We start from the raw sequence: 16,440 nt of genomic DNA, 5'->3' as shown, positions 1-16,440 counted from the left end.
CATTGGACGCCGCAGGACACTACCGCACGCTCGCACGCAAAAAGAGCCCGTCAGGCAGAATTGGCAACGAAAAATGACTTTTCGTTAATAAATGTTCGATCCGTATTTCGTCGTGGGGGTGGCGCGAGACCCCCACGTGGCCTGGGGCCATGACGCTTGGCTGGTCGCGCTGTCGGTGGGGCTGGCGGTGCTGGCGTCGGTCATGGCGGTGCACCTGGCCGGCCTGGCGCGCATGGCGTCCACCACCCTCGGTCGCCGGGCGACCGTGGCGTCGGCGGCCCTGGCGCTGGGCGGCGGCGTATGGGCGATGCATTTCGTCGGCATGCTGGCATCGGCGTTCTGCTCGCAGGGGGCGTTCCATTCCGGCAGGACGGCGCTGTCGATCGTGCCCAGCGTGCTGGCCGCCTGGGTCGCGCTGTCGGTGATGGCGCGCCCCGGCACCGGGCGACGCGGCGCCACGCTCGGCGGCTTGCTCATGGGGTCGGGTATCGGGCTCATGCACTACCTGGGCATGTCCGCTTCCACCCTGGCGCCGGTGATCCGCTACGACGTCTGGGGCTTCCTGCTGTCGCTGGGGTATGCGCTGGTGCTGTCCGTGGCGGCGCTGCATGCGCGGCTCTGGCTGCAGCAGCGCCGCGGGCTGTCCATCTGGCTGGCCGACGTGGCGGGCGGCGCCGTTCTGGGGGTGGCGATTGCCGGCATGCACTACATCAGCGTCGACGCGGTGCGCCTGGTCGGGGCGGTCACTGCGCCGTCGCACGACATCGCTGCGTTCAAGGGGCGCCTGTCGCTCGCCATCGCGGCCGTGTCCGTGCTGCTGATGGTGGTGGTCGGCGTCGCCAACACCGCGCTGCGCCACCGGCTGCTGTACCGGCGGGCCATGGCCAACGAATCGCGGTTGCGCGCGGTGCTGGAAACCGCGGTGGACGGCATCATCACCATCGGGGCGGACGGCGTGATCCGCTCCTACAACAAGGCCGCCGAGCGCCTGCTGGGATGGCGGGAGGACGAGGTCCTGGGGCGCGACGTCGTCATGATCGTTTCGCCGGCCTACCGCGCGGACCACGAGGCGTACCGGCGACGCCATGGCGAGACGGCCTTCAGCCGCATGACCGGCAGCAGCCGCGAGGTGGAGGCGCAGCGCAAGGACGGCAGCCCCGTGATGATCCGCCTGGCCGTGGGCCGCGTGGAGCAGCCGGGCATGCCGCTCTACGTGGGCTTCCTGGTCGATCTGACCGAGCGCCGGGCGCTGGAGGCCGAGCGGCATCAGCGCGAGGCGCAGCTGCGCTCGCTGGTGCGCAACATTCCGGGCGTCGCCTTCCGCTGCCGTTTCCAGAGCGACTGGGCCATGCTGTTCATCAGCGAGGCGGTGGAAAGCCTCACCGGCTGGACGGCGGACGAACTGGTCAGCGGCCCCACCACCTTCGGCAGCCTGATCCACCCGGAAGACGCAGGCAACGTGTGGAGCGAGGTGTCCGCCGCCATGCACGAGAACCGCAGCTACCAGATCGAATACCGCCTCATCGCACGCTCCGGGGCGGTGGTGTGGGTGTCGGAAACCGGGCGCGGCGGCTCGGACACGCCGGGCCGGGTGGACTACATCGATGGCGTGGTGATGAATGTGTCCGAGCTGAAGACCCGCAATGCCGAATTCGCCGGCGTGGTGCGGGCGCTGGACCGCGCACAGGCCGTAGCTGAATTCGACCTCTGCGGCTGCCTGATCACCGCGAACGCCAACTTCCTGACCTTGTTCGGCTACACGCTGGAGGAGGTGCAGGGCCGGCACCACGCCCTCTTTTGCACGCCGGAATACGTGCAGGACCCCGCGTATGTCGCGCTGTGGGACCGCCTGGCGCGCGGCGAGCTGGATGCCGGCGAATACCAGCGCGTGGGCAAGAGCGGCCGCGAGGTGTGGATCCAGGCCACGTACAACCCCATCCTGGATGCGCAGGGCCGCACCATCAAGATCGTCAAGTTCGCCACCGACCTGACCGGGCGGCGGGCGATGGAGCAGGACTTGCGCGCCGCCAAGGAAGCCGCCGAAGCGGCGGCCCTCGCGCGCGCGACCTTCCTGGCCAACATGAGCCACGAGATCCGCACGCCCATGAACGCCATCATCGGCTTCACCGAGGCGCTGCTCGACACCCCGCTGGAGGCCACCCAGCGCCGCCACCTGGCCACCGTGCACCGCGCCGCCCGTTCCATGCTGCGGCTGCTCAACGACATCCTGGACACCGCCAAGCTCGAAAAGGGCGCCGTGCTGCTCGAGCAGAGCGACTTCAGCCTGCGGGCGCTGTGCGATCAGATCGTCGGCTCGCTGCGCATCCAGGCGGAGCAAAAGCAGCTGGCGCTCCGCACGGACTATCCGCCCTACGTGCCCGAGTTCTGGCATGGCGACGCCTTCCGGGTGCAGCAGATCCTGCTCAACCTGCTCGGCAACGCGCTCAAGTTCACCCACCAGGGCGGCGTGACGCTGCGCGTGCGGCAGGCCGACGGCTGCGTCGAGCTGGCGGTGGTGGACACCGGCATCGGCATCGACGCGGACCGGCTGAGCCACATCTTCGACCCCTTCGCGCAGGCCGATGCCTCGACCACGCGGCGCTACGGCGGCTCGGGGCTGGGCACCACCATCGCGCGGCAGCTGGCCGAACTCATGGGCGGCAGCATCGCCGTGCAGAGCACGCCGGGGCAGGGCAGCGTGTTCACGGTACGGCTGCCGCTGGCGCAGGCCACCACCGCGGCCGTGGAAGTGCAGCTGACCCAGGAGGTGGTGGAGCTGCCCGCGCTGCGCATCCTGGCGGTGGACGACGTGCCCGCCAACCTCGAACTGCTGCAGGTCGTTTTCGCCCAGGGCGGGCACACCGTCACCTGCGCGGCGAGCGGCGCCGAGGCGCTGCAGGCCGCCGCGCGGCAGCGCTTCGACATCGCCCTCATGGACCTGCAGATGCCCGAGATGGATGGCCTGGAAACCACCCGCCGGCTGCATGCCCAGGACGTGGAGCGCGGGCTGCGGCCCACCCCGGTGATCGCGCTGTCGGCCAGCGTGCTCGACCAGGACCGCCGCAACGCGCGCGCCGCCGGCATGGAAGGCTTCGCCGGCAAGCCGGTCGAGCCGCCGCGGCTGCTGCAGGAGATGGCGCGCGTCCTGAGCCTGGCCGAGGGGCCACCGGGCGGCTCGGCCCTGCCGGCGGCCCTGGCGCTGGCGCCCGTGTTGCCGCCGCCGCTGCCCCTGTCGCTGCCCTCGCTGGGGCCCCTGTCGCTCGCCACCCCTGCGCCAGCCATCGACTGGCAACGCGGCCTGCGGCTGTGGACCCAGCCGCAGGCCCTGCGCCAGGCGATCGACCGGTTCCTGCCCGACGCCTGGAACGGCGTTGCCGACTTGCAGGCCGCCGACCGGGCCGGCGACTGGCCGCGGCTGAGCGCCGTCGCCCACCGGCTGCGCGGTGCTGCCGCCAACCTGGCCCTGGTGCGCCTGCAGGCCGCGGCCGAGGGCCTGGAGCGGGCCGCGCAGAGCGGCGATGCGGAGCTGGCGCGCGATGCGCTCGCCGCCATCGCGCCCGCCCTGGAGTCGGTGCGCGAGGCGCTGCCGCCCGCAGTGCCCGACAACGCCGCACCAACCCGCACGGCGGCGGCCGACCCGGCGCAGACCGCAGAAGCGATCGACGCGCTGGAGCAGTCGCTCGCCCGGTTCGAGATCGCGCAAGCGCCGCTCAGCCAGTTGCTGGCGGCCCTGCCCGCCGCCGACGCCGACCGCCTGCAGGACATCCTCAATCGCTTCGACTTCGTCGCGGCGCGCGCCTGCCTGCAGGACCTGCGCGCTGCCCACGCCCGCCAGGAAACGGCCGAGCCATGACTCCCTCGCCCCACGAAGACCGCCGCCCGCGCCTGCTGCTGGTGGACGACGAACCCACCAACCTGCAGGTGCTGCGCCAGGTGCTGCAGGACGACTACCGCCTGCTTTTCACCACGGCCGGGGCCCAGGCGATCGAGATCGCCCGCCAGCAGCGGCCCGACCTGGTGCTGCTCGACGTGATGATGCCGGACATGGACGGCTACAGCGTCTGCCGCCAGCTCAAGGCCGATCCGCTGCTGGCCTGCATGCCGGTGATCTTCGTGTCGGCGCTGAACGACGTGGTGGACGAGACCCAGGGCTTCGAGGTGGGTGCGGTGGACTACATCACCAAGCCCGTGAGCGCGCCCGTGGTGCGCGCGCGCGTGCGCAACCACCTGTCGCTGGTGCGCACCGAGGCACTGCGCGAGTCGCGCCTGCAGATCGTGCAGCGCCTGGGCCGGGCGGCCGAGTACAAGGACGACGAGACCGGCAAGCACGTCATTCGCATGAGCCTCTACGCGCAGATGCTGGCGCGGGCCCTGGGCATGGGCGAGGCCTGGGCCGAGGAGCTGCTGCACGCCGCGCCGATGCACGACGTGGGCAAGATCGGCGTGCCCGACGCTGTGCTGCGCAAGCCCGGCAAGCTCGACCCCGACGAGTGGGAGGTGATGAAGAAGCACCCCATGATCGGCGCCGAGATCATCGGCGAGCATCCCCCGGGCCTGCTGCGCACCGCCCACACCATCGCGCTGGCGCATCACGAGAAGTGGGACGGCAGCGGCTACCCGTTCGGGCTGGCCGGCGAGGCGATTCCGCTGGAGGCACGCATCGTCGCCATCGCCGACGTGTTCGATGCGCTCACCACGCGGCGCCCGTACAAGCAGGCGTGGAGCCTGGAAGAGGCGTTCGACTACCTGCGCACGCAGTCCGGCCGGCACTTCGATCCGTCGCTGGTCGCGCCTTTCCTGGCGCTGAAGCCGCAGATTCTGGCAATCCAGGCCCGCTGGGCCGATTGAACCGAGCACCGGCAGCGCCCCGCGGTGCGCGGCAGGCAGTGGCGTAGAGTCGGGGCGCCTTCCGCCTTCCGCCTTCCGCCTTCCGCCTTCCGCCTGGCGTCGCCCCGTGTCCCATCCGTTCCTTTCCGACCCCCTCCACCGGTCCCTGAACCGCCGCAGCTTCGTGCTGGGCGCGGCGGGCGGCCTGCTCACCGCCGGCTGCCAGCCGCCGCCGGGCGCGGCGGGCGGCTTCACCGGCATCGACATGGCGCGCGGCCACGCGCTGCGCGATCGGCTGGCGCGCGGCGGCGACGCGCTGGCGCCCAGCGTGGTGCGGCGCACCCAGGTCGTCATTGCCGGGGGCGGCGTGGCCGGGCTGGCGGCGGCGCGGTCGCTGCGCCTGGCCGGCATCGACGACTGCGTGGTGCTGGAAATGGAGGACACGGCCGGCGGCAACAGCCGGGGCGGCGAGGTCAACGGCATCGCCTGCCCGCTGGGCGCGCACTACCTGCCGGTGCCGGGCGACCATGCCCGCGCCGTGCAGGACCTGCTGGAAGAGCTGGGCCTGCGGCGGCGCGAGGCCGGCCGCTGGCGCTACGACGAGCGGCACCTGTGCCACAGCCCGCAGGAGCGGCTGTACTTCCAGGGTGCCTGGCAGGAAGGGCTCTTGCCCACCCAGGGCGTGGGCGATGCCACGCTGGCGCAGTACCGCCGCTTCGCCGCCCGGGTGGCCGAGCTGTCGCGCGCGGCGCCCTTTGCCATGCCGGCGCTCAGCGTTTGGAAGCGAAATCAGCCTCTCGCGCCCATCCATCAAGCGCTGGATGCTATGGTTTTTGATGAATGGCTGCGCCAGGAGGGCCTGGACGATGCCCATCTGCGCTGGTACCTGGACTACTGCTGCCGCGACGACTATGGCGCCGGCCTGGCGCGCGTCTCGGCATGGGCCGGCATCCACTACTTCGCCAGCCGCCACGGCTTCCATGCGCCGGGAGACGCCAGCGGCGGCGGCGGGGGCGGCGCCGACGACCGCGAGGGCGTGCTGACCTGGCCCCAGGGCAATGGCTGGCTCACGCAGCAACTGGCCGCGCCGCTCGCCCAGGGCGGGCAGCTGCGCACCGGCAGCAGCGTGCTGCGCATCGCCGAGACGCGGCACGGCGTGGAGGTGGACGTGTTCCACCATGCCAGCGACAGCGTGGAGCGCTGGCAGGCCCGGCGCTGCGTGGTGGCGCTGCCCGTGTTCATGGCGGCGCGCGTGGTGCAGCCGCTGCCGGACTTCCTGCGGAACGCGGCCGAGCGCCTGACGTGGGCGCCCTGGCTGGTCGCCAACCTCCACATCGACGCGCCGCTGGCCGACCGCGAAGGCGCAGCGCCCGCCTGGGACAACGTGCTCTACGCCGACCCCACCCCTGGTGGCCTGGGCTACGTGGATGCCGGCCACCAGCGGCTGGACCCGCGCCCCGCGCCCACGGTGCTGAGCTACTACCAGGCGCTGGGCGACGTGCCGGACGGCCGCCGCCAGCTGGCCGAGCAGCCGTGGGCGCAGTGGCGCGACCGCATCCTGCAGAGCCTGGCCGTGCCGCACCCGGACATTGCCGAGCGCGCCACGCGGATGGACATCACGCGGTACGGGCACGCCATGGCCATTCCCACGCCGGGCTTGCAGGCTTTTTTGAGCCAAATCGGCCTCCAGCGCTTGTCCGACCAGCGCAGGGTGCTATCCAACGGAGAGCGCGTGGTGCCGCTGCCCACGCCCGCCACCTCCCGGCTGGCTTTCGCGCATGCCGACTGGTCGGGCTACTCCGTGTTCGAGGAGGCCTTCACGCGCGGGCACGCCGCAGGGCTGGCCGTCGCCTGACGCAGCGCCGACCCTGTCGGCGGCATGGGCTTCTCGCCCACCCCCAGAGCGCCGACCGCAAAAGATATATCTTTGGCGATTCAGATATATCTAAATCGCATGAATGATACCGACTCCTGGGAACCCCGCGACCCCGCACCCGGTCACCGCCGGGGCGGCGGCGCCCGCATCTTCGGCCATGGCGGCCTGCGGCTGGTGCTGCTGCGCCTCATCGCCGGCAAACCCCGCCACGGCTACGAACTCATCAAGGCCATCGAGGAACAGCTGGGCGGCAGCTACAGCCCCAGCCCGGGTGTGATCTACCCGGCGCTCACCCTGCTGGAAGAGCTGGGCTACGTCACCGTCACTGCCGAGGGCGGGCGCAAGCTGCACACCGCCACCGACGCCGGCCACGCGCACCTGCGGGAGCGCCAGGGCGAGGTCGATGCGCTGCTCGCCCGCGCCGCGCAAGGGGCCGCACCGCGCCCCACGCGTCCCGCGCCCATCGAACGCGCGGTGCACAACCTGCGCCATGCGCTGCACCTGCGGCTGGCCGGCGAGCCGCTGCAGACCGAACAGATCCACGCCATCGCCGATGCGCTCGATGCGGCGGCGCGGCAGATCGAGCGGATCTGAGAAGGTGCGAGAGAACCCGCCATGCCTGATCGCACCGCACAAACGCGCCCCCTCTGCCCTGCCAGTGCCCGCCATAGCCTGCGCCATGGCTGCGCTCTGCGCCTGGATGGGCCGCGTTTGTGCGGCCCGCTCGGGCGTGCCGGATTGATTCACACCTTCTGACCCGCCCGGCGCACACCGACCTTTCCGGAGCACGCCCCACGACCTCTCCACGTCGCTCCGTCACCGCCGGCCCGCGCCGGCAGAAAGCCTTTTGCCATGACTTCCCTCCCCGATTCCGCCGCCACGCCGTCGCCCACCGCCGAGCAGCTCGCCGCCCGTGCACCGCAGCGCGTGCGGCACGAGTTGCGCCTGCGCACGCTCACCGTGCGCAGCGCCGAGCGCGCCACCCCGCATTGCCTCCGCGTCACGCTCGAAGGCGCCGAGCTGGACGGCTTCACCAGCGCCGGCTTCGACGACCACGTCAAGCTGGTGCTGCCCGGCGCCGACGGCGCCATCGCGTTTTCGCGGCCTGGCGAAGCGGGCGGCGCGGACGAAGCGGGCGCTCCGGCGCCCACCGCGCCGCGCCCCACGATGCGCGACTACACGCCGCGGGCCTACGACGCAGCCGCCGGCACGCTGGTCATCGACTTCGCCCTGCACGACGCCGGCCCCGCCACCGCCTGGGCGCTGCAGGCCGCGCCTGGCCAGCCCATCGGCGTGGCCGGCCCGCGCGGCTCCATGGTCGTTCCGCTGGCCTTCGACGGCTATGTGCTGGTGGGCGACGACACCGCGCTGCCCGCCATCGCGCGCCGGCTGGCCGAGCTGCCCGCCGGCACGCCCGTGCTGGTACTGGCCGAGGTGGACGGCCCGGCCGACGAGCAGCCCCTGCCCACTGCCGCCGATGCCCGCATCCACTGGGTGCACCGCCAGTGCGCCGAACCCGGCACGGCGTCCGTCCTGCTCGACGCGCTGAGGCCGCTGGAGCTGCCCGCCGGCGACATCCACGCCTGGGTGGCGTGCGAATCGGCCGTGGCCAAGGCGCTGCGCACCCACCTGGTGGGCGAGCGCGGCGTGCACCCGAAATGGATCCGCGCCTCGGGCTACTGGCGCCGGGGCAGCGCGGCCACGCACGACACGCACGAGGACTGATCCAGGCGGGGGCCGCCAGGAGGCGGGCGCGCGCGGGTCGCTGGCGCGGAGCGCAGGCTCAGGCCCCCGCCAGCCCCCTGGCCAGATGGTCGATCCACGCCCGCACCGCCGCCGGCAGAAAGCGCTGCGCCGGGTACAGCAGCCAGGCCGTGCCCGAGTAGGCCGTCTCGTGCCGCCAGTCGGCCAGCACGCGCACCAGCCTGCCGCACGACAGGGCCTCATCGGCCATGAAGCCCGGCAGGCTGGCGACGCCCAGCCCCGCCAGCGCCGCCTCGCACCGCATGCCGCTGTGGTTCACGGCGTAGCGGCCGTTCACCGGAACGGTCACCGCCTCGGCCTGCGCGCCCCGGCCCCGCGTGAAGCGCCAGCGGGCGTCCTGCGGATGCTCGCCCAGCCACAGGCAGTCGTGGCGCGCCAGATCGTCCGGCGCCGTGGGCGCGCCCCGCTCGGCCAGGTAGGCCGGGCTGGCGCACACGATGTGCTCCACCACCTCCAGCGGGCGCGCGGCCAGGCCGGGCGGCGGCGTATCCGTCACGCGCAGGGCCAGGTCGATGTCTTCGGCAAACAGGTCCACCACCCGGTCGGTCACCACCAGCTGCAGCTGCACCCCGGGGTGCGCGGCCAGGAACGGCGCCACCAGCGGCTGCACGCGCTGCACGCCGTAGGCCTTCAGCACGCTCATGCGCACGCGGCCGCGGGGCTCGGCGCCGGGGCGGTGCGCCTGCGCCAGCTGCAGCACCTCGCGCGCAGCGGCTTCCAGCGCCTGGCAGCGCGCATGCGCGGCATGGCCGGCGGCGGTCAGGCGCAGCTGGCGCGTGGTGCGCTCCAGCAGGCGCACGCCCAGCCGCGCCTCCAGCCGTGCGATCTGGCGGCTGACGGCCGAGGGGGTGAGGCCCAGGCCGCGCGCGGCCGCCGAAAAGCTGCCGGCGGCCACCACCCGGGCGAACAGGGCCATGTCGTGCAGGCTGTCCAACGCGTCGTTCATTCGTGCAATTGCGGAACAGATGATGTGCGCATGCGGCGGATTATCAATCGGCCAGCGCAAGTGGACACTGCCCTTCATGACCACCCATGCCATGCCCGCCGCCCGCTTTGCCCCGTCCGCCGATGCGGCCCTGCTGCTGGTGGCCGCCTGCTGGGGCGCCAGCTACGGCGTGGCCCAGTCCGCGCTGGCCTACTACCCGGTACTGGCGTTCCTGGCGGTGCGCTTTCTGCTGACTGCGGTCTTGCTGGCGCCGGCCTGCTGCGGTGCCAGCCGGGCGCAGTGGGCGGCGGCGCTGGCGGTCGGCCTGCCGCTGGGCGGGCTGCTGATGGCGATCTTCGTCTGCGAAACCTATGGGGTGGCGCACACGCCGGCGGGCCGTGCGGCCCTGCTCATCAGCCTCTGCGTGGTGTTCACCCCGTTCGCCGAATGGCTGCTGCTGGGCCGCCGCCCGGCGCGCGCGGTGTTCGGCTTTGCGGGCGTGTCGCTGGCGGGGGCAGCGTTGCTGACCGGCGGCTGGCCCTCCGAATGGGCCGCAGGCGGGCTGGGATGGGGCCTGGGTGAATGGCTGATGCTGGCGGCCGCCGGGCTGCGCGCCATGATGGTGTGCGTGACCAGCCGGCTCACCCGGCGCCATGCGCAGGTGCCCACGCTGCACCTGACGGCGGTGCAGGCCGCCGTCGTGGGGCTGGGTTGCCTGGCCTGGGCCGCCGCCATACAGGACTTGCCGCCGCTGCCGCGCGCACCGGCTTTCTGGGGCGCCACGCTGTTCCTGGTGCTGGGCTGCTCGGCGCTGGCCTTCGCCGTGCAGAACTGGGCCTTGCGGCTGCACTCGCCCAGCCGGGTCAGCCTGTTGATGGGCACCGAGCCCGTCTGGGGTGCGCTTTTCGCCACGCTGTGGCTGGGCGAAACGCTGGGCAGCGCGGGATGGCTGGGGGGCGCGCTCATCGTCGCCAGCACGCTCTGGCTGACCGGCCGCAAAGGGCGGGCCTGACGCCAGCGGCGCACGCCAGGGCCCAGGGTGTCTGGGTGCGCCGTGGCGCGGCGGGGCACAGGAGTCGGTGGATACTGCGCCCCAGCACCAACCGCGCTCCATCCTTTCCGGCCGAAGAAACCATGCTCTCCACCGCCGCCCGTCCCGACCCGGCACCCACCGACACGCCGGCCGCCCGCCGCACGCTGCGCACCATCGCCGTTTTCGAGGCGCTCAAGGGCAGCCTCGCGCTGATCGCAGGCGTGGGCGTGCTGGGGCTGCTGCACCGCGACCTGCACCAGATCGCCACCGCCCTGATTGGCCACGTGGGCCTGAGCCCCGGCGCCCACTACCCGGCGCTGCTGCTGGCCGGCATCGACCGCTGGTCCGGCCATGGCGACTGGCAGCTGCTGACCGCCATGGCCACCGCCTATGCGGCGCTGCGGTTTGCCGAGGCCTACGGGCTCTGGCGCGACAAGGCCTGGGGCGAATGGCTGGGCGCCCTGTCCGGCGGGCTCTACATACCGTTCGAGCTGTGGCACTGGCTGCACCGGCCGACCTGGGCGGCCAGCGCCGTGGTGCTGCTCAATGCGGCCGTGGTGGCCTACCTGGGCTGGCGGCTGTGGCGGCGGCAGGCAGCGCCGCAACAGGCCTGAAGCCGCCACACCCGCTGCCGAGCCCGCATACTCCCGGGATCACCACCACCCGCATCAGGAGCAAGCCATGGCCAAGGGCGATCAACGCAGCAACAAGATGACCAAGAAACCGAAGAAGGGCACCAGCCTGCCCGCAGCGCTGCCTGGCGCGTCTTCCGGCTCGTCGCGTCCCACCCCGCCGACGACGTCCGTTCTGCCAAAGGGGAAACTGAAGAACAAGCCGGCCTGATCTTCCTGGCAGAGCCACCATGCCAGGCCGCTATTAAAACCATGCGGTATATAGATGGTGACTTAAATTCTGCTGGGTGATATAATCCGCCCCAGACGGCAGCGACGCGATCGCAGCCGTTACCGCGTGGAGCGGCCTTGCGGGATGACCCGCCGGCTTTCACCCCACGCCTTTTTCGCGGCCCCAGGCCGCCTTGCGGGACTGCCGAGCTGCAGCCCGCCGAGTTGTTCGATGCTCACGCCGGCTCGCCACCAACGGCCTGCGACTCCTGATTGCCCCTGATTTCCTCTCTCGCCATCTCCATGGGCCGATACGTCGTTTCGCCCACGACACACCCGACCGACTGCGGACGCTTCCGCGCCTCCTTCTCGGTCCAGCGATCCCAAGGCAACGGCAGCTACTGCCGCATCTTTCGTTTCGACAAATTCTTCGCCTCGCGCGAAGCCGCCCGGCTCTTCGCCGTCACCCAGGGCTGGCTGCAGACCTCGATGGCCCACCCGCCTGCGTGCTGAAACACCTGACAGCACCGGCCTTCGCTTTCACCACGGGCTGCGGCGCCCGCACCGCACCTGCTTCGGCAGGGGCATGCGGGCCATCCGCCAGCCGGTTTCCAACGGCGCGCCGCGTTGCGCACCATCTTTAGAAAGACTCCACCATGAGCACCAAAATCTACGTGGGCAACCTGCCCTATTCCGTTGACGACGACGCCCTGCGCAGCAACTTCTCCGAATTCGGCGGCGTTTCTTCCGCCAAGGTCATGATCGACCGCGAAACCGGCCGTTCCAAGGGCTTCGGCTTCGTGGAAATGGTCTCGGCCGAGGTCGCCCAGGCCGCCATCACCGGCCTGAACGGCATGTCCGTGGACGGCCGCTCCATCGTCGTGAACCTGGCCCGCCCCCGCGAAGCCAACACGGGCGGCGGCGACGGCTACCGCGCCAGCGGCCGCGCCGATGTCGGCTACGGCAACGGCGGCTTCGGCGGCGGTCGCTACTGATCTGCGCCCGCGCTTCTTGCGCTGTGCGAACCGGCTCCCTGGGGCCGGTTTTTTTTCGCCTGCACGACCCGCTGGTGGCGCTCGGGGCCGGGCGGGGTGAGGGAGGGATGGTGAGACGGCGCCGCAGCACAGCCTCTGTCATCTTTGTCGTGCCAGGACGCGGTGGCCCGATGACTGCTCGTGCGAGCATCGTCGGCGCGGGCATATCGCGCTCCCGGGGAGAAGGGGGGAGGAAACAGGCTTCAGCCCGACCGACCAGGGTCCAGCTCGGCAGCCAGCGCCATCACCTGCCTGCGGGTCGTTGGGAGATATCTTCAGCCACTCTGGGGTCCGACGCCGTGGTTCGGCAGTGCAGCCGACTCGCGAACGAAGGCTTCCACCTCCCCCAGCAGCCACGAGCGAAAAGCCTGGAGCGGTACATGGCCGGCTTTGGCGTTCGGCCATGCCAGGTAGTAGAGATCGACGCCTTCAAAGTCTGCCACCGTCGGGACCACATTCCGCAGGTCGCCCGTCTGCAATTCATGCGTGATCAGGAATCGCGGGAGCAGAGCAATACCCAGGCCGACGATCGCTGCCTGGGCAGCCGTTGCGAACTGGTCGAAAACCATGCCCCGTGGAAAACCTTCACTCTCCACCCCATGGCTCGACAGCCAATCCGACCATGCGTTCTGCCGGGAGGCGAGGTGGAGCAATGGCGCTTTCAGTAGATCCGCTGGCGTGGTGAACCCGTAACGTGCCTGCAGCGCGGGACTGCACACCGGCACCAGGGTTTCGCGCATCAGCGGGACCATGTCCGCACCGGGCCAATGCGCGGAACCGAAGTGGATGGCCGCATCCACATCCTCGCTCCGGAAATCGAACTGCGACAGCTTGGTCGTGAGATTGACGGTGACGCCCGGGTGCTCCGCGAAGAACCGGGGGAGGCGCGGCGCAAGCCATCGGGTACCGAAGGTGGGGAGGATGGCCAGATTCAGGTTGCCGCCCTGTGAGTTCGAGCGGCACACCAGCGTGGAATTCGAAATGCGAACCAGGGCGGCACGAATTTCCTCCACATAGGCCTCGCCCGCCGCACTGAGTCGAACGGTCTGGCGTTCGCGTATGAACAACTCGGTCTCCAGCTTCTGCTCCAGCGCGCGGATCTGGCGGCTGACCGCACTTTGCGTGAGATGGAGTTCGGCGGCAGCGGCGGTAAAGCTCCGATGGCGTGCAGCCGCCTCGAACGCGCACAGCAGCGACATGGGGGGCAGGAGTCGGCGAATCGGGAACATGAGGCTATCGATCAAAGCCGAGGTGGCCGGCACGTCATTCTCCGACGGAATGACCGAAGACCGAATGGTCGTTTGACCGCAGGGGAGGGCATTCCTAGCATCGGCGGTGCTCTCACTCCCTTGCAATGCCATTCACCATGCGTGACAAGAACAACCTCGATCACCCCGATTTCATCGCACCGGATGCGATTCGCGCCCGTTTCTCGCGGGCCATGTCTGCGATGTACCGCGAGGAGGTGCCGCAGTACGGGGCACTGCTCGACCTGGTGGCAGACATCAATGCACGCACTCTGGCGTCCCAGCCCGCGCTGCATGCGCGATGGGCCCAAGCCGGCGAACTGGAGCGCCTGGATGTGGAGCGCCACGGCGCCATTCGGGTGGGAACCCCCGCCGAACTGGCGACCCTGCGCCGCCTGTTCGCCGTGATGGGGATGGAACCCGTCGGCTATTACGACCTTTCCGTGGCCGGCGTGCCGGTGCATTCGACCGCTTTCCGCCCGGTGACCGACGACGCACTGCGGGCCAACCCGTTCCGCGTGTTCACGTCGCTATTGCGTCTGGAACTGATCGCCGACACGGAGCTGCGGGAGAGGGCTGCAGCCACCCTGGCGCAGCGCCGGGTGTTCACCGCGAGAGCGTTGGAACTGATCGTCCGCAGCGAGACCGACGGCGGCCTCAGCGAAACCGATGCGGACATCTTCGTGGCCGAGGCGCTGGAAACATTCCGTTGGCACGACACCGCCACAGTGGATGCGCAGACCTATCTCGCCCTCCAATCGGCCCATCGTTTGGTGGCCGACGTGGTGTGTTTCCGAGGGCCGCACATCAATCATCTGACCCCGCGCACGCTCGACATCGATGCCGCGCAGTCCGCGATGATCGCGCACGGCATCGATGCCAAGGAAGTCGTCGAGGGCCCCCCGCGCCGCGCCTGTCCGATCCTGTTGCGCCAGACCAGCTTCAAGGCGTTGCAGGAGGCGGTGCATTTCGTGGGAGGCGAGGGGGGGCGCAGCGCTGGCGCCCACACTGCTCGGTTCGGCGAGATCGAACAACGCGGGGTCGCGCTCACCCGCACCGGTCTTGCACTCTATGACCGGCTGCTGGCTGCGGTGCGTGACAAGGACGCTGCAGGCAGTGCAGCGCCCGACTACGACCTGCGGCTGGCTCAGGTGTTCCGTGACTTTCCGGACAGCCACGAAGCGCTGCGCACGCAAGGGCTGGCCTTCTACCGCTACAAGCCGACGGCGCAGATGGAGGCACAGCCTGCCGCGTTGCGTGCAGCCCGCGCCGAGGCCGACATGGAGGAACTGCTGGCGATGGGCTGGGTGCAGGCCGATCCGATCACGTACGAGGATTTCCTGCCGGTGAGTGCGGCAGGCATTTTCCAATCCAACCTCGGCGGCGTAGAGCAGAGACGATACGAGGGCGCGGCAGCCCAGCAGGCATTCGAGTCTGCGCTAGGCATGCCGGTTCACGATCAATTCGCACTGTACGAAACCGCGCAACAGCGATCGGTCGACAGCGTGCGCGCTGCTCTGCGAGGCGTGCCGGCCGCGCCAACCGCATGACGACCGCCACTGCTTTCCCGGGCGCGCCCGCATTTGCCGCCATGTTCGCCGAGCCGGCGGGATCTCCCATCCGCGAGCTTTTCCCCTACTTGTCGCGCCCAGGCATGATCTCGCTGGCAGGCGGCTACCCGTCACCCAGCCTCTTCGATACCGAAGGTTTGGCGCAGGCCGCCCTTGAGGCCATGGCCGATGGTGCGCAAGCCCTGCAGTACGGTCCGACCGAAGGGCTGCCGGCCCTGCGGGAACTGCTGGCCGACCTGACACGCGAGCGCGGCATGCAGGCGCAGGCCGACGATCTGATCGTGACGACTGGTTCCCAGCAGGCCTTCGATCTGATCGTGCGCGTGCTCATCGAGCCTGGAGACACGGTGCTGGTGGAGGTTCCCTCCTATCCAGCGGCATTGCAGGCGCTCCGCCTGGCGCAGGCTCGCATCCTCCCCGTCCCCATGGACGAGCAGGGACTGCAGACGGAGGCCCTGGCGGAACTGCTGCGCACCTTGCCCGCCGCACGCAGGCCCAAGCTGCTGTACACCGTGCCCAATTTCTCCAACCCGCGCGGCACGCTCCTTTCTGCCGACAGGCGCGCGGCGCTGGTGCAGCTGGCGCGCACATACGGCTTCTGGATCGTGGAAGACGACCCCTACGGCGAGCTACGCTTCGACAGGCTGGATGGCGACGCGTCTCCGATGCCGGCCAACTTGCGCGCCCTGGGCGAGGCGCCAGGAACGGCCGTCAATCCGGTCGTGTATCTCTCCAGCCTGTCGAAGACCGTGGCGCCCGCCTTGCGCGTGGGCTGGATGGTGGGAGATGGCGCCTTGCTGCGCCGCTGCACCATCGCCAAGCAGACAGTGGACCTGTGCACCTCCCCACTCGCGCAGGTGGTGGCGGCCCGTTACCTGCAGGGCGGTCGCTACGCTGCGACGGTGCACCACGCGCGGACCGAGTACCAGCGGCGGATGCAGGCGCTCGTGCGCGGAATCACCGCGTCGCTGAGCGGCCGTGTCCACTGCGAACCGCCCTCGGGCGGCATGTTCGTCTGGGCGACTTTATCGCCCGGCATCCGCCCGCGCGCACTGTTCGACGCAGCCGTGGCGCAGCAGGTGCTGTTCGTGCCGGGCGGCGCCTTCTATCCTGACGGCGGAGAGGTCAGGGCTCTGCGACTCTCATTCGCTGCATTCGATGTGCGGCAGATCGAGGAGGCCGTTCGCCGACTGGCCGAGGCGGCACGGCAAGCCACGGCTTGAAGCGCTCTCACGGCAAACCGGACCGCTGTCGGATCGCTGTCGGAACACTGTCTACTCGGCTTCTCGAAGGCCCTTGCAGATGCGCTGGGAGCCGCATG

At 70.6% G+C, this 16,440-nt stretch carries 14 protein-coding genes; 12 read left to right on the top strand and 2 right to left on the bottom strand.

The window, feature by feature from the left end; genetic code table 11:
- The first annotated feature begins 91 nt into the window (after nt 1-91).
- From ASF94_RS03330 to ASF94_RS03310, 5 genes are all read left to right on the top strand, one after another.
- Nucleotides 92-3,853, top strand: coding sequence for a PAS domain S-box protein (locus tag ASF94_RS03330; RefSeq protein ID WP_056661543.1), 3,762 nt, complete (start codon nt 92-94; stop codon nt 3,851-3,853).
- The gene (locus ASF94_RS03325; protein ID WP_056661540.1) at nt 3,850-4,848 is read left to right on the top strand and encodes a two-component system response regulator; all 999 of its coding nucleotides are present in this window, start codon (nt 3,850-3,852) and stop codon (nt 4,846-4,848) included. The genes ASF94_RS03330 and ASF94_RS03325 overlap by 4 nt, the downstream gene beginning before the upstream one ends.
- 145 nt (nt 4,849-4,993) lie before the next feature.
- Complete coding sequence (locus tag ASF94_RS03320) at nt 4,994-6,682, top strand: FAD-dependent oxidoreductase (RefSeq protein WP_056661746.1); 1,689 nt, start codon at nt 4,994-4,996, stop codon at nt 6,680-6,682.
- A gap of 99 nt (nt 6,683-6,781) precedes the next feature.
- Nucleotides 6,782-7,297 (top strand): PadR family transcriptional regulator, encoded by a 516-nt coding sequence (locus ASF94_RS03315; protein ID WP_056661537.1) that lies wholly within the window; start codon nt 6,782-6,784, stop codon nt 7,295-7,297.
- A 258-nt stretch (nt 7,298-7,555) separates the two neighbouring features.
- On the top strand, nt 7,556-8,428 hold the full coding sequence (locus tag ASF94_RS03310; protein WP_056661534.1) for a siderophore-interacting protein: 873 nt from the start codon (nt 7,556-7,558) through the stop codon (nt 8,426-8,428).
- Nucleotides 8,429-8,486: 58 nt separating this feature from the next.
- On the opposite strand, the gene ASF94_RS03305 is transcribed toward ASF94_RS03310, so the two are convergent.
- Nucleotides 8,487-9,413: a LysR family transcriptional regulator gene (locus ASF94_RS03305; RefSeq protein ID WP_200933005.1), complete on the bottom strand. Its 927-nt coding sequence runs from the start codon at nt 9,411-9,413 to the stop codon at nt 8,487-8,489.
- A gap of 76 nt (nt 9,414-9,489) precedes the next feature.
- Between ASF94_RS03305 and ASF94_RS03300 the strand changes: the two genes are divergently transcribed.
- The 5 genes from ASF94_RS03300 (at nt 9,490) to ASF94_RS03285 (ending at nt 12,262) form a co-directional block, all read left to right on the top strand.
- Nucleotides 9,490-10,404 carry a DMT family transporter gene (locus ASF94_RS03300; RefSeq protein ID WP_056661532.1) on the top strand — a complete coding sequence of 305 codons (915 nt, stop codon included), beginning with the start codon at nt 9,490-9,492 and terminating at the stop codon, nt 10,402-10,404.
- A 122-nt stretch (nt 10,405-10,526) separates the two neighbouring features.
- On the top strand, nt 10,527-11,039 hold the full coding sequence (locus tag ASF94_RS03295) for a DUF2127 domain-containing protein (RefSeq protein ID WP_056661529.1): 513 nt from the start codon (nt 10,527-10,529) through the stop codon (nt 11,037-11,039).
- 67 nt (nt 11,040-11,106) lie between these two features.
- Nucleotides 11,107-11,268, top strand: coding sequence for a hypothetical protein (locus tag ASF94_RS21525; RefSeq protein WP_200933004.1), 162 nt, complete (start codon nt 11,107-11,109; stop codon nt 11,266-11,268).
- Between the two features lie 302 nt (nt 11,269-11,570).
- Nucleotides 11,571-11,780: a hypothetical protein gene (locus ASF94_RS03290; RefSeq protein WP_056661526.1), complete on the top strand. Its 210-nt coding sequence runs from the start codon at nt 11,571-11,573 to the stop codon at nt 11,778-11,780.
- A gap of 143 nt (nt 11,781-11,923) precedes the next feature.
- Nucleotides 11,924-12,262: an RNA-binding protein gene (locus ASF94_RS03285; RefSeq protein WP_056661523.1), complete on the top strand. Its 339-nt coding sequence runs from the start codon at nt 11,924-11,926 to the stop codon at nt 12,260-12,262.
- 314 nt (nt 12,263-12,576) lie between these two features.
- Here ASF94_RS03285 and ASF94_RS03280 read toward each other — a convergent pair whose 3' ends face one another.
- Complete coding sequence (locus ASF94_RS03280; protein ID WP_056661741.1) at nt 12,577-13,530, bottom strand: LysR family transcriptional regulator; 954 nt, start codon at nt 13,528-13,530, stop codon at nt 12,577-12,579.
- A gap of 137 nt (nt 13,531-13,667) precedes the next feature.
- On the opposite strand from ASF94_RS03280, the gene ASF94_RS03275 reads away from it, so the two are divergent.
- The gene (locus tag ASF94_RS03275) at nt 13,668-15,098 is read left to right on the top strand and encodes a VOC family protein (protein WP_056661738.1); all 1,431 of its coding nucleotides are present in this window, start codon (nt 13,668-13,670) and stop codon (nt 15,096-15,098) included.
- A complete protein-coding gene (locus tag ASF94_RS03270) occupies nt 15,095-16,342 on the top strand; it encodes a PLP-dependent aminotransferase family protein (RefSeq protein ID WP_056661520.1) in 1,248 nt (415 codons plus the stop codon). Before ASF94_RS03275 ends, ASF94_RS03270 begins: the two co-directional genes overlap by 4 nt.
- Nucleotides 16,343-16,440: the final 98 nt, after the last annotated feature.

Source organism: Acidovorax sp. Leaf160 (genome assembly GCF_001424265.1).
Classification (GTDB): Bacteria; Pseudomonadota; Gammaproteobacteria; order Burkholderiales; family Burkholderiaceae_C; genus Paracidovorax.
Note: the sequence above shows the minus strand (reverse complement) of the source record. Positions and strands in the feature narration are given on the sequence as shown.

Excerpts from the sequence above, each read along its gene's own strand:
- ASF94_RS03300 (WP_056661532.1), top strand. The coding sequence starts at position 9,490 with ATGACCACCCATGCCATGCCCGCCGCCCGCTTTGCCCCGTCCGCCGAT.
- ASF94_RS03285 (WP_056661523.1), top strand. The coding sequence starts at position 11,924 with ATGAGCACCAAAATCTACGTGGGCAACCTGCCCTATTCCGTTGACGAC.
- ASF94_RS03270 (WP_056661520.1), top strand. The coding sequence starts at position 15,095 with ATGACGACCGCCACTGCTTTCCCGGGCGCGCCCGCATTTGCCGCCATG.
- ASF94_RS21525 (WP_200933004.1), top strand. The coding sequence starts at position 11,107 with ATGGCCAAGGGCGATCAACGCAGCAACAAGATGACCAAGAAACCGAAG.
- ASF94_RS03295 (WP_056661529.1), top strand. The coding sequence starts at position 10,527 with ATGCTCTCCACCGCCGCCCGTCCCGACCCGGCACCCACCGACACGCCG.
- ASF94_RS03310 (WP_056661534.1), top strand. The coding sequence starts at position 7,556 with ATGACTTCCCTCCCCGATTCCGCCGCCACGCCGTCGCCCACCGCCGAG.
- ASF94_RS03290 (WP_056661526.1), top strand. The coding sequence starts at position 11,571 with ATGGGCCGATACGTCGTTTCGCCCACGACACACCCGACCGACTGCGGA.
- ASF94_RS03280 (WP_056661741.1), bottom strand. The coding sequence starts at position 13,530 with ATGTTCCCGATTCGCCGACTCCTGCCCCCCATGTCGCTGCTGTGCGCG.
- ASF94_RS03315 (WP_056661537.1), top strand. The coding sequence starts at position 6,782 with ATGAATGATACCGACTCCTGGGAACCCCGCGACCCCGCACCCGGTCAC.
- ASF94_RS03330 (WP_056661543.1), top strand. The coding sequence starts at position 92 with ATGTTCGATCCGTATTTCGTCGTGGGGGTGGCGCGAGACCCCCACGTG.
- ASF94_RS03325 (WP_056661540.1), top strand. The coding sequence starts at position 3,850 with ATGACTCCCTCGCCCCACGAAGACCGCCGCCCGCGCCTGCTGCTGGTG.
- ASF94_RS03305 (WP_200933005.1), bottom strand. The coding sequence starts at position 9,413 with ATGAACGACGCGTTGGACAGCCTGCACGACATGGCCCTGTTCGCCCGG.
- ASF94_RS03275 (WP_056661738.1), top strand. The coding sequence starts at position 13,668 with ATGCGTGACAAGAACAACCTCGATCACCCCGATTTCATCGCACCGGAT.